The sequence below is a fragment of the Aquamicrobium segne genome (genome assembly GCF_042656785.1).
GTDB classification, from domain to species: Bacteria; Pseudomonadota; Alphaproteobacteria; order Rhizobiales; family Rhizobiaceae; genus Mesorhizobium; species Mesorhizobium segne.
Genome location: NZ_JBHSLL010000008.1, coordinates 21,588 through 32,966 on the forward strand (window position 1 = coordinate 21,588; position 11,379 = coordinate 32,966).

13 protein-coding genes and 1 other annotated feature are annotated in these 11,379 nt (G+C 61.7%); of the genes, 7 read left to right on the plus strand and 6 right to left on the minus strand.

Annotated elements, in window-relative coordinates; genetic code table 11:
- Window positions 1-445: 445 nt before the first annotated feature.
- Window positions 446-501, plus strand: a sequence feature (sul1 is cis-regulatory element that is thought to sense ions involved in sulfur or methionine metabolism; They are found in Alphaproteobacteria).
- A 67-nt stretch (window positions 502-568) separates the two neighbouring features.
- The 6 genes from ACFPLB_RS01800 (at window position 569) to ACFPLB_RS01825 (ending at window position 6,214) form a co-directional block, all read left to right on the plus strand.
- A complete protein-coding gene (locus ACFPLB_RS01800) occupies window positions 569-2,053 on the plus strand; it encodes a SulP family inorganic anion transporter (RefSeq protein ID WP_378227539.1) in 1,485 nt (494 codons plus the stop codon).
- A 441-nt stretch (window positions 2,054-2,494) separates the two neighbouring features.
- Window positions 2,495-2,680 carry a hypothetical protein gene (locus ACFPLB_RS01805; RefSeq protein WP_378227540.1) on the plus strand — a complete coding sequence of 62 codons (186 nt, stop codon included), beginning with the start codon at window positions 2,495-2,497 and terminating at the stop codon, window positions 2,678-2,680.
- Window positions 2,681-2,959: 279 nt separating this feature from the next.
- Entirely contained in the window at window positions 2,960-3,889 is a 930-nt protein-coding gene (locus ACFPLB_RS01810; RefSeq protein ID WP_378227541.1) for an ArdC family protein, read from the plus strand.
- A complete protein-coding gene (locus ACFPLB_RS01815; protein WP_378227542.1) occupies window positions 3,889-4,959 on the plus strand; it encodes a phosphoadenosine phosphosulfate reductase domain-containing protein in 1,071 nt (356 codons plus the stop codon). Before ACFPLB_RS01810 ends, ACFPLB_RS01815 begins: the two co-directional genes overlap by 1 nt.
- Window positions 4,960-5,629: 670 nt before the next feature.
- Entirely contained in the window at window positions 5,630-5,941 is a 312-nt protein-coding gene (locus ACFPLB_RS01820) for a DUF736 domain-containing protein (protein ID WP_378227543.1), read from the plus strand.
- An 81-nt stretch (window positions 5,942-6,022) separates the two neighbouring features.
- A complete protein-coding gene (locus ACFPLB_RS01825; protein WP_378227544.1) occupies window positions 6,023-6,214 on the plus strand; it encodes a hypothetical protein in 192 nt (63 codons plus the stop codon).
- A gap of 117 nt (window positions 6,215-6,331) precedes the next feature.
- On the opposite strand, the gene ACFPLB_RS01830 is transcribed toward ACFPLB_RS01825, so the two are convergent.
- The 6 genes from ACFPLB_RS01830 to traC all read right to left on the minus strand — a co-directional run bounded on the left by ACFPLB_RS01830 (window position 6,332) and on the right by traC (window position 9,900).
- Complete coding sequence (locus ACFPLB_RS01830) at window positions 6,332-6,610, minus strand: HU family DNA-binding protein (RefSeq protein ID WP_378227545.1); 279 nt, start codon at window positions 6,608-6,610, stop codon at window positions 6,332-6,334.
- 156 nt (window positions 6,611-6,766) lie between these two features.
- Entirely contained in the window at window positions 6,767-7,009 is a 243-nt protein-coding gene (locus tag ACFPLB_RS01835) for a WGR domain-containing protein (RefSeq protein WP_378227548.1), read from the minus strand.
- A 346-nt stretch (window positions 7,010-7,355) separates the two neighbouring features.
- Complete coding sequence (locus ACFPLB_RS01840; protein ID WP_378227546.1) at window positions 7,356-7,505, minus strand: hypothetical protein; 150 nt, start codon at window positions 7,503-7,505, stop codon at window positions 7,356-7,358.
- Window positions 7,502-9,433, minus strand: coding sequence for a Ti-type conjugative transfer system protein TraG (traG, locus tag ACFPLB_RS01845; RefSeq protein ID WP_378227549.1), 1,932 nt, complete (start codon window positions 9,431-9,433; stop codon window positions 7,502-7,504). Before traG ends, ACFPLB_RS01840 begins: the two co-directional genes overlap by 4 nt.
- Complete coding sequence (gene traD / locus ACFPLB_RS01850; protein WP_133036535.1) at window positions 9,420-9,626, minus strand: conjugal transfer protein TraD; 207 nt, start codon at window positions 9,624-9,626, stop codon at window positions 9,420-9,422. Before traD ends, traG begins: the two co-directional genes overlap by 14 nt.
- 13 nt (window positions 9,627-9,639) lie before the next feature.
- Complete coding sequence (gene traC, locus ACFPLB_RS01855) at window positions 9,640-9,900, minus strand: conjugal transfer protein TraC (protein WP_133036536.1); 261 nt, start codon at window positions 9,898-9,900, stop codon at window positions 9,640-9,642.
- Between the two features lie 255 nt (window positions 9,901-10,155).
- Between traC and ACFPLB_RS01860 the strand changes: the two genes are divergently transcribed.
- Window positions 10,156-11,379, plus strand: a 1,224-nt coding sequence (locus ACFPLB_RS01860) for a MobA/MobL family protein (RefSeq protein ID WP_378227547.1), incomplete at its 3' end; no start/stop codon positions are given.

Here is an 11,379-nt window from a genome sequence, read left to right on the forward strand (position 1 = left end):
TGGTAGTGCTGCGTGAACCTGGATTGGCATGATTTGGTCCCAGGAGCGCGGAGCTGCGCCAGTGATAACCGAGGCGGGTCCCCTTGGAATTGCCAGAGCAGCCAGCCCGGCGACGGCAACGTTGGCTTCAAAGCATTTCGGCTTCCGCCAACCCAGATACTGGCGGAAGTCGTCAGCGGTATGGGCTGAACGCGGCAGATGAGCTGCCATCCGGCATTTGAATATCCGCCTATACCTTGTTGGTGACGAAAGCCGCCGGTCGCCTTTCCACCCCCTTGTCGACATTCAGCGGCAGCGCCTGGTTCATCTCTTCATTGAGGGGTCCCACGCGGTTTGAACGAAGCCGCGGGCGTCCAATCCACGAGTATCGATGATCCGCCCGCTCTCTCGCCATTTCCCGTGGCTTGCCAGCATGGTGGCGATATGGCAAAGGCGTAGCACTCACCTTGGACCCGGTGAAATTCCGGGTGGCTCCTCCGGCCGCCGATCCGCCGGACACTCAAAATAAAGCTCAGCCAGACAATCCGGCGCGCCAGCGCGATCCGGTAGGGCTGCAAATTGTGTGTCAATGTTTTCTGCTGAAACGATCCGCCGTAACTGGTTTTCCAACATTCGTGCCGACATCCTTGCCGGTATCGTCGTCGCGCTTGCCCTGATCCCCGAAGCCATCGGCTTTTCCATCATCGCCGGTGTCGACCCGCGCGTCGGGCTCTATGCCTCGGTGATCATCGCCATCGTCATTTCCTTCGCCGGCGGCCGCCCCGCGATGATTTCGGCTGCCACCGCCGCAACGGCGGTGCTGTTCGGCGCGCTCGTCCGCGAGCATGGCCTGCAATATCTTCTGGCCGCCACCATCCTCGCCGGCGTCATCCAGATCATCGCGGGCTGGCTGCGCGTCGGCACCATTATGCGCTTCGTCTCGCGTTCGGTGATGACGGGCTTCGTCAACGCGCTCGCCATCCTGATCTTCATGGCGCAGCTGTCCGAACTGATCGGGGTGACGTGGGAAACCTATGTGCTGATCGCAGCAGGCCTCGCCATCATCTATCTGTTCCCGCTTCTGACCACGAAGATTCCATCACCACTGGTCTGCATTCTCGTCCTGACCGCGCTGGCGATCACGCTGGGCGTCGACATCCGCACGGTCGCTGATCTCGGCGAATTGCCGGACGTCCTCCCCGTCCTTCTTTTTCCCGACGTCCCGCTCAATCTCGAAACCTTGTGGATCATCCTGCCGACATCGATCGCCGTGGCGGCCGTCGGCCTGCTGGAAAGCCTGTTGACCGCGTCCATTGTCGACCAGATGACCGATACCGACAGCGACAAGAACCGCGAAAGCATCGGCCAGGGTATCGCCAATATCGCCAGCGGCTTCTTCGGCGGCATGGCCGGCTGCGCCATGATCGGTCAATCGGTGATCAATGTGAGGTCGGGCGGCCGCACACGGCTTTCGACGTTCACCGCGGGTGCTTTCCTTCTGTTCCTGCTGATGGTCCTCGGTGATCTGGTCGGGTTTATCCCGATGCCGGCCCTCGTCGCCATCATGATCATGGTGTCGATCGGCACCTTCAGCTGGACCTCGCTCGCCGATCTTCGTCACCATCCCCGCCGGTCGAGTCTTGTCATGCTCGCGACCGTCATAACTGTCGTCGGCACGCAGAACCTGGCGCTCGGCGTCGGTGTCGGCGTGCTGCTGTCAGGCATCTTCTTTGCCTGGAAGGTGGCGCAGATCTTCCGCGTCACCTCGACGCTGTCGCAAGACAGCAGGCATCGGCGCTATCGCGTCGAGGGCCAGATTTTCTTCGCCTCGGCGGACGATTTTCTGGCCGCCTTCGACTTCACCGAGCCTCTGGATGACGTCACGATCGATGTCGGCAGCGCCCATATCTGGGACCTGACCGGCGTCAACGCGATCGACAAGGCTGTCCTCAAATTCCGCAAGGCCGGCACGGATGTCGAGGTGGTTGGGCTCAACGACGCCAGCGCCACCATCATGGACAAGCTGGCCATGCACGACCAGCCGAACGCGATGGAGAAAGTTCTCGGGCATTAGACATCGCCTTTGCTGAACTCATGGCCGAGCCTCTTTCTCGCTGATCGGCGTTTCGCTATTGCTTGACCAGCGTGCAGCTGGGAAGCATTGTTTTGCCAGCGCACCTCAAGCAACAGCCCATCCGGCGCACGCGGGGTTCTCCCACCCTTCCAGCTTGCACGGAGTGAACGGTATCGTGACGCTGGGACCGCTACTGCGCCACCAGAGCTATGCTGCGTTTAGATGCCTCGAAACTGACGCTGTATCCAGAAGCCGCCCAATCCCGCTCTGTTGGTGATGGCATTCCTGGTCCGGTCCCGGATCTTCCACGATCAACCCGCGAGGGGTCCGCTACGCAAGCGTGCGGCCGCTTGGCTGCGCCTGCGCGGTGATCGCGCCCGGGTCCGGACACTGACGGAGCCATCAGAGCGGGATCGGCCCGCTCCAAGGATGGAGCCTCAAATGTCGCATAATCTGGAACTCGCACAAAAGCACGCCTGGAACCTCGCCCGCACCCTTATGACCCCGGTCATCCTCTTCCGCACCGACAGCGAGTATGGCGTCCTGCCGGCCGATGAACTCGACGATGCCGATGTCGTCGCCCTCTACGAGTACGATCCCCACTCCGGTGCCCGCTCGGTTCATTGAACCGAGCACTCTTCCAACAACAGCCAGGCGGCGCCCAGCGCCGCCTTTTCCTTGCTCGTCGCCCGCTCGCGGCCCCGTCCGGTCCGAGGTCCTGGCGGAGCCGGGCAGCCAGCGCAACGGCGTTGCCGTCCTCCGCTTCGCTGCGGCCCTAAGGACCACCCCATTGCGCGAGCGCAACGGGGACCCCGGTGGGTGCGCGGCCAGCCTTCTTGCTCCGCCCTCACGGACCCCGTAACGGGGCCGCGATCGGCGCGGCCTCCAATATGGAGGTTCATGAAGATGAGCAGGAAAGAAAAAAACAAAGCCCGCGTCGATATCTATGCAAAAATCACGGAAAAGATCGTGGCGCAGCTGGAAGAGGGCGTCCGCCCCTGGGTACAGCCCTGGCGCGCGGGCAATGCGGTCGGCCGCATCACCCGGCCGCTGCGCCACAATGGTGAGCCATACTCCGGCATGAATGTGCTGCTGCTGTGGTCTGAAGCCATGGCAAGGGGCTACGCCGCGCCGATCTGGATGACCTTCAAGCAGGCTAGCGAACTCGGCGCCCATGTCAGGAAGGGCGAGGCCAGCAGCACGGTCATCTATGCCAGCCGCTTCACCAAGACCGAAACCGATGTGCGCGGTGACGAGGTTGAGCGGGATATTCCCTTCCTGCGCGCCTACGGCGTCTTTAATGTCGAGCAGATCGAGGGCCTGCCAGAGCACTATTACCATAGGCCAGTTCCGGTTATCGATCCGGTTGAACGGATCGAAAGCGCCGACCGGTTCTTTGCCAATGCAGGGGCCGACCTTCGTCATGGCGGTTCACGGGCATTCTATGCGCCGTCCAGCGATCATATACAGATGCCGCCCTTCGAAACGTTCCGGGATGCTGCGTCTTACGTCGCGGTCCTCAGCCACGAGCATATCCACTGGACAGCGAAGGCCGATCGCGTCGGCCGCGATCTCAGCCGATACAGCAAGGATCGAACCGAACGCGCGAGGGAAGAATTGTGTGCCGAAATCGGGTCAGCGCTCGTTTGCGCCGATCTCGGCATCGTTCCCGAGCTGGAGCCACGGCCTGATCATGCTGCGTACCTGCAAAGCTGGCTGACCGTCCTGGCCGATGACAAACGTGCTATTTTCCAGGCTGCCGCCCACGCTCAGCGGGCGGTCAACTATCTGCATAGTCTGCAGCCAGCGGCCGCCCAAGAACGCGAGGCCGCGTGATGCGCCTCTCGATCACGCCAGAAATATCTGCTCTGATCGCGACGGGTTCTCCCGTTGCGATCGGCGTGTCCGGTGGCAAGGACAGTCAGGCTTCGGCGCTTGCGGTATGCGAGCATCTCGATCGCGTCGGTCATGCCGGTCCGCGTATCCTCGTCCATAGCGATCTCGGTTCGGTCGAATGGCGGGATTCCTATCCAGTCTGCCAGGACCTCGCCGAGTACCTCGGTCTCGAGTTGGTCGTCCTTCGTAGAGATAAGGGCGGTCTCATGGAACGGTGGGAAAGCCGTTGGCAATCGAGCGCCGTGCGCTACCAGGATCTCGCGACCGTGACGCTGGTTCCCTGCTGGAGCACGCCCGCGATGCGCTTTTGCACGTCAGAGATGAAAACCCATCCGATTACCGCTATGCTCAGGCGGCGGTTCCCCGGCAAAGTCGTGATCAATGTCACCGGCATTCGCCGTGACGAAAGCCGCCGACGCGCAAGCTCCGCCATCGCCGATGTTGATCGTGACGGACGCCTGTGGAACTGGCGGCCCATCCTCGACTGGAGCGCTGACGACGTCTTTGCCTGCGTTGCCCGGCATGGATTGCGGCCGCATCCCGCATATCCCGACTTCGGCATGAGCCGGGTGTCCTGCCGCTTCTGCATCATGTCGAGCCGTGCCGATCTTGTTGCCGCCGCCGCGCAGTCCGAGTCGCATGATCTCTATCGCCGCATGGTGGCGCTGGAGATCGCCAGCACCTTCGCGTTCCAGGGTGGCAGATGGTTGGGCGATGTTGCGCCTCAGCACCTTGATTGCGGCATGAGACACGGGTTGATCCGCGCAAAGGCCAAAGCCGCAGTCCGGATAGCGGCGGAAGCACGGATCACGACGGCCATGCTCTATGTGCGCGGCTGGCCAACCCGGATGCTCACCGATGTGGAAGCCGACATTTTGGCCTCCGTGCGCCGGGAGGTCACGGGGCTGTTCGGCTTCCAGTCCCGCTATCTCGACCGGGATGCGGTCCATGGGAGATATACGCAACTCCTCGGCGAACAAACGACGAGGGTGGAGCGGCGTCGCACATGAGCATGATCCATCGCTGAAACCGCGCAATTGCGGTACGTCTCCCTTCGGAAGTGACCCCTTCGCTGCGTCGGCAGTTCGATCCGGACCTGGTCATCGGCATGCCTATGACTGGAAAGCTGGCCGCAAATCCCGGCCGCCTTACGTGAGCGGCAGGGACTATCCGTGCAGGAAATCAGTTCGTACCCTAGACAGCGTATCGCGCGATGGTCTCCCCGGAGGTCTGCCGCATCTGTCCGCCATGTTCATGGTCACCCGTGATGGCGAGATTTGGGTACGGCTGGGTCGGAGTGATGGTCGAACCCTGGGCTTGGTCCTGGCACCGGACGCGACGTCATGATCTCGGGAGCGGGAGGGCTGCCAATGAGGCGATCTGATCTGTGGCCAGAACGTTCCTTTCGACGCCCTGCGACAGGCCAGCCCTTCGGCGGCTCGATTTGGCATGTCTGACCGCAAACCGGCTTCGCCTCGATCGGTCTCCCGCAACGGCCCTCCGCAATTTTCTTCCCCTGCGAACTGCGTTCGCATTCCTCGCGGGCCAAGAAAGCCGCTACAGGCCGCCCTCCACTTCGTTCCAGCCCCTTTGGGGTGCGGTCCAATCGTCTCCGGTCTTTCGACCGCCATCGAGGCCGCGAAGGGCGCGGCCCGAAACTAGAGCGAAAGGAACTTCACCATGGCCACCATCGGAACCTTCACCTCGACCGCCACCGGCTTCAACGGCACGATCAAGACTCTCAACCTCAACGTCAAGGCGCGCATCGAGCGGGTCGACAATCCTTCCGACAAGGGTCCGCACTTCCGCCTCTACTCGGGTGCCGTTGAGTTGGGTGCAGCGTGGCAAAAAACCGCCAAAGAGAGCGAGCGTGACTATCTCTCGGTCAAGCTGGACGATCCGAGCTTCCCGGCTCCCATCTACGCCACCCTGATCGAGGTGGACGGACAGGAAGGCCTCCAGCTCATCTGGTCCCGCCCCAACCGGGATTGAAGTCCCACGAAAGGGCTCCGCCGCAAGGCGGGGCCCTCAACCATCCAAAGGCGAACGCCGGCGGGCGAAAGGAGCAAGCCAATGGTCAACATCATGCAGGGAGCGCCGAGGCGCCTGCATCCCGATGATATCGCAATCTGGCCTGACGGGACCTGGGCGCATATCGAAGATGTCCGCAGGGGCGACTTTCATTTAATGTCCGACGACTACGAGGTCGTGTCGATCGAGGACGTTGCCGGCCTGGCCGTCCGCGGCGTAAATCTCGACGGCTAGCGATGTCCTGGCGGCCATGTCGCTCGTGGGGCATGGCCGCCTCCCTGGGTTGGCAGGTGGACGCGATCCCGACCCGGGATCGCGGTTCTTCCCCTGGTTTTCGGCCGTGCCTGCGGCTCAGCCGTTAAGGGCATCCTTGACCGCCTTGGCCGGCGTGAAAGTCAGCTTTTTTGACGCGGCGATCTTGATCGTTGCGCCGGTCGAAGGGTTGCGTCCGTCCCGTTCAGCGGTCTCCCTCACCTTGAACTTGCCGAATGAAGGAATGGAGGTTTCAGCGCCAGTTTGTACCGCATCGGCGATCTGCTTGAACACGCTTTCGACAATCGTCTTGGCCTGCGCTTTGGTCAGGCCCTGATCGGCTGCGATCTTGTCGGCAATTTCATTCGTCGTTGTCATTCAATGTTCCTTATTTTCTCGCCAGCTTCTTCTATGACAACGAAATCCCACCTCCGAAAGAGGCCGGCAGTTCTGAAAGCTGGGCAAATCCACCGAAAACTCCAGAGATTTGAAGTTTCGCGGAAGACCTGACGATAATGAACCGTCCGGCCTCTGTTATCCCCTGTAGCCGCGGCGCCGTTTGCTGCGTTCCAGTCGTGCCTTGGCCGACACCGCTTCGTCTGCCTGATCGAAGGTTTCCATCATCGACTGGCCGTTCGTGCCGATCCGGCCCCAGTTGCGGATGACGGACGCGCCGCCGAACAGGGTCGGCTGGATCGCCAGCGTATAGAACCGCCGCATGTTCTGTGCCGGATCGATTCGTCTGAGATGAGCCGGGCCTGTTTCCTCGTTTTCCATAGCCGGAGTCTCGCTTCCTGCGGAAGCGGCGTCCAACGACTTCCCTGAATCAATCCGGCTCGACCGATTCATTGCGGTGATGGGTCGCCTGCATTGGATCCGGCATGGCTTGGGGCCGGCTTTGGCGATGAAGGGGTTGGGCGAGACCCCTTTCGGGGCACGGCTCTGCTCGCTGCGCTCATCGAACCCGCTCACGCGGTTTCGCCCCATGCGGGCGGCGAACCTCTCGCGGCGCTCGGCCGTCGGCGGCCGATCGAAACCGTTGTGGCGCGGAAAGGGTGCAGGGCCGGCTGGTCGCCGGATACGGTCAGGTCCGTTGCAGATTACGAATTCGGCCCGGTGTGGATCACGTGCTGGCGGTGGATAGAGAAGTGGGGAAAGGGTGCTGCAGCACTATAGGCCGTTCTAGTCTGCCGAACTCGTCGCTGGTCACCATATAGCCTGGATCCGCAGAGCCAAGCGTTGCCATAGCCAGCAGCATTGATCTCAGCGTCATGCCTTCGCCTTCGTTCCGGTCTTGTGGAAGCGGTTCTGGCCGGTGACCGATTTCATGTCCGCGCGCCGGAACCAGATCGCCCGCCCGCAGCGGAGCGGGGCGTTGCCGGCGGTGAAGACGATCTGCTCGTCGCTACGCATGCGCAGGACCTCGTCGGGCAGGATCAGCGGCCGCGACGCCAATTGCTTTGACCGGGTTCTGGACGATCCGGACATCGCGGAGGATCGGCTCAACTGATCGACCTCGACGGTGGTGTTGCCGCAGCGGCGTGAGATGTATTCCGCCGTTTCCGGATCATTGATCGCGGCGAACGACACCCAGGATGCGCTTTCAAACCACTTGCTGGTCGCGTCGCGCCCGCCATAGGTTTCGCGCATCTGGCCAATCGACTGGAACAGTAGCACGAGGCTGATGCCATATTTGCGCCCGGCATCCCGCGCAGTTTCGAGTATTCGCAGATAGCCGAGGCGGGCGACTTCATCGAGCAGGAACAGCGTTCGTCCCGCAACCTCGCCGTTGCGGTTGTAGATGGCGTTGAGCAACGCACCGATGATGGTGCGCGCCAGACCCGGATGCGTCTCCAGCGTCTTGAGATCGAGATTGACGAAGATGTCGGTCTTGCCCTCAGCGATGGCGTCGGTCGAAAAATTCGAGCCTGATACCAGCGCCGCATAATTCGGATAGCTAAGCCAGTGCGTTTCCTTGACGGCGTTGGCATAGACGCCAGAAAACGTTTCGGGAGTCATGGCAATGAAGGGCGCGACGTTCTCCTTGACGAAGTTGGATTCGGAATTGTCGTAGATCCTCTGCAGCCGTTCGCGCAGCTTGGGCTCAGGTTCGGAAAGGTTCGCCCGCATCTGCCGCAAATGCTGGTCTTCCTTTTCCGTATGTCCTGACAGACAAACGTCCGCAATCAGCGCGGTGATGAGCTGCAGCGCTGAAGCGCGGAAGAAGTCGTCACGGATCGAGGTCGAGCGTCCGGTATCGGTCACCACCCAACTGGCGACTGCGACGACGTCTTCTTCCTTCGTGCTGCCGAAGCGGCCGATCCAGTCGAGGACGTTGAAGCCAGTCTTTGGGCTCTTTGGATCGAGCACAAAGACATCGCGGCCAGCGCTGCGCCGGTGTGCGATGACCATTGGCGCAACCTCGTTCGACGGATCGAGCGCAACCAGCGAGCCACCCCATTTCAGGGCTGTGGGGATGGTGACGCTGGTCGTCTTGAAGCCACCTGAACCGGCGAAGACCAGACCGTGCGTCGAGCCAAAGGTTGTGTCGAAGCAGAGCAAAGGCGACTTACCGCCTGCGCCCCATGTCTCGGGATCATCGGCACGAAAACCACGATCTGCAACCACATCCTTGTCGACACGATAGGCTTCTCCGACAACGATGCCGCCGGCGGCAGGGAACAGCCGTTTTGCTTCATTGCGGCCCATCCATTCGGCTTCGCCGTGGATGGCGCGCTTGCCGCTAAGACGCCGTGGGGCGGTAGCCGCAAAGGCGGCATTGCCTCGGATGGCGACGCGCAGCGCGAACCCGGCCGTGATGAACGACGCCAGCCCGCCAATGGCGGTGCCGGGGTCGAGATAGGCAGTGATACTGCTTCCCGCTGGAAGCGCATCAGCAAAGGATGCGAGCCGGACGATCTCCTGGATCATGGCAATGGCCAAGACCGCAGTCGCCCCGGCCGCCACGCCCGCCCCGGCATAACGGATGGCGGTCGCGCCCTTGGCTGCAAACAGAAAGACGATGCCAGCTCCCGCCGCTGCGATATAGGGCAGGGCGATGCCCACCCGCGCAAGGGCGAGACGGGCATCCTGCGTGGTTCCAAAATCCGCCGTCCACTGCTCGATGCCGGTCAGCAAGGCGAGCGCGCCGATCATCAGGACGGCGGGCGTGATGGTCAATGCGGCTCTAGTCGGATTCACGGCCAAAGGCCTTCTCCCCGATCTCGGTGAGCCGCGCACGCTCGGCCTCGTCGCCTTTGATGCGCTGCCTGGCATCGATGAGAAGACCCATCAGCAGGGCGCGCTTTTCATAGCGCAGTCCCGCTTTTGCGATCAGGCCGCCCAGCGCGATTTTCTCACGGGTGTCCTTCTTTCTTGCCTCAGTCGTTTCCATCTGTTTTCTCCTTTCAAGCTGGGTCAGCCTGCCCCGCAGCCGGGCCAGACGTGACCGGCGCGATCGCCGGCCTGCCGCGCCCGCTTCCCTTGCGAAACTTGCCCACAATCTCCTCGAGCGCTGCAACGAGATCGCTGTCGTCGATCTCGATTTCGCCGAGCCCCGCCTTGAGCGCGAGCCGGCCGATGCGCTCGGCCTCGCGGGTCTCGGCCTGCTTTAGTTGCTCCTGGAGTTTGGCAATTTCCGCCCTGATCCGTGACGATGGCTTCTTCATTCCGATTACTCCTCTTGACCCGCTTGCTATTTGGCAGGGCCCAAGATTGGCCCGGGATCGCGTTTTGCGCGACCCGGCATAAATGCGGGGTCGGCGCAGCCGACACTTCCTGAGATGATCCCGGCGTTCCGAAGGAATGCCTCCAAGGGCGCAATTATACGTCGCTGGCGCGACGCAGTTGCAATCCGGGGTGCAGCGACCCCGAAAGCTTCCACGGATCGGGCAATTCTACTGGCAAGTAAGGGGTCGGTGTTCGTGGCGATTGCACATTTCTCGGTCAGTATTGTCAGTCGCGGCGACGGCCGCAGCGCGGTGCTGTCGGCGGCCTATCGGCATTGCGCGCGAATGGACTTCCAACGCGAAGCACGAGTGATCGATTATTCGCGCAAGGAAGGATTGCTGCACGAAGAGTTTGTGATCCCACCCGACGCGCCGCAATGGCTCCGTGCCATGATCGCCGATCGTTCGGTTGCTGCCGCCTCGGAAGCTTTCTGGAACAGGGTCGAGACGTTTGAAAAACGCTCCGATGCGCAGCTTGCCAAGGATGTGACCATTGCCTTGCCGCTGGAGCTGACGGCCGAACAGAACATCGCGCTGATGCAGGACTTTGTTGCGGAACAGATCCTTGCGTGCGGCATGGTCGCCGACTGGGTCTATCACGACAGTCCGGGCAATCCGCATGTCCATCTGATGATGACCTTGCGACCGCTGACCGAAGATGGCTTTGGCGCGAAGAAGGTTCCGGTCCCCGGTGCAGACGGTCTGCCGCTGCGGACCAAAGCCGGCAAAATCCAATACGAGCTATGGGCCGGCAACGCATCGGATTTCAATGTGTTTCGTGATGCCTGGTTCGAGCGGCTGAACCATCATCTTGCAATCAACGGTATTGATTTGCGTATCGATGGCCGATCCTATGAAAAACAGGGGATCGACCTGGTGCCGACGATCCATCTTGGCGTCGGCGCCACGGCGATGGAGCGCAAGGCGCAGGCCGGGTTGGAAACGCCTGATCTGGAACGGTTCCAGTTGCAGGAAGAGCGCCGTGCCGAAAACGCTCGCCGAATCCGACACAATCCCGAACTGGTGCTCGATCTCATCACCCGCGAGAAAAGCGTGTTTGATGAACGCGATGTGGCCAAGGTGCTGCACCGCTATGTCGATGATGCCGGACTCTTTCAAAATCTTCTGGCACGCGTCTTGCTAAGCCCGGATTTGCTGCGTCTGGAGCGTGAGCATGTCTCGCTTGCCACCGGCAAGCGGCAGCCTGCAAAGCTGACTACACATGAGTTGATCAAGCTTGAAGCAGGGATGGCGGCAAGGGCGATCTGGCTTTCGCGCCGCTCGTCGCATGGCGTCCGCAGAACGGTTCTGGAAAAGATTTTCGCGCGGCATGAGCGTCTGTCGGAAGAGCAGCGTTCGGCGATCGTTCACGTGGCCGGTGATGCACGGATTGCTGCGGTTGTCGGTCGTGCCGGCGCC

What these genes read in the sequence shown, in the direction of transcription:
- ACFPLB_RS01800 (WP_378227539.1), top strand. Translation starts at nt 569, where the DNA reads ATGTTTTCTGCTGAAACGATCCGCCGTAACTGGTTTTCCAACATTCGT.
- ACFPLB_RS01805 (WP_378227540.1), top strand. Translation starts at nt 2,495, where the DNA reads ATGTCGCATAATCTGGAACTCGCACAAAAGCACGCCTGGAACCTCGCC.
- ACFPLB_RS01810 (WP_378227541.1), top strand. Translation starts at nt 2,960, where the DNA reads ATGAGCAGGAAAGAAAAAAACAAAGCCCGCGTCGATATCTATGCAAAA.
- ACFPLB_RS01815 (WP_378227542.1), top strand. Translation starts at nt 3,889, where the DNA reads ATGCGCCTCTCGATCACGCCAGAAATATCTGCTCTGATCGCGACGGGT.
- ACFPLB_RS01820 (WP_378227543.1), top strand. Translation starts at nt 5,630, where the DNA reads ATGGCCACCATCGGAACCTTCACCTCGACCGCCACCGGCTTCAACGGC.
- ACFPLB_RS01825 (WP_378227544.1), top strand. Translation starts at nt 6,023, where the DNA reads ATGGTCAACATCATGCAGGGAGCGCCGAGGCGCCTGCATCCCGATGAT.
- ACFPLB_RS01830 (WP_378227545.1), bottom strand. Translation starts at nt 6,610, where the DNA reads ATGACAACGACGAATGAAATTGCCGACAAGATCGCAGCCGATCAGGGC.
- ACFPLB_RS01835 (WP_378227548.1), bottom strand. Translation starts at nt 7,009, where the DNA reads ATGGAAAACGAGGAAACAGGCCCGGCTCATCTCAGACGAATCGATCCG.
- ACFPLB_RS01840 (WP_378227546.1), bottom strand. Translation starts at nt 7,505, where the DNA reads ATGACGCTGAGATCAATGCTGCTGGCTATGGCAACGCTTGGCTCTGCG.
- traD (WP_133036535.1), bottom strand. Translation starts at nt 9,626, where the DNA reads ATGGAAACGACTGAGGCAAGAAAGAAGGACACCCGTGAGAAAATCGCG.
- traC (WP_133036536.1), bottom strand. Translation starts at nt 9,900, where the DNA reads ATGAAGAAGCCATCGTCACGGATCAGGGCGGAAATTGCCAAACTCCAG.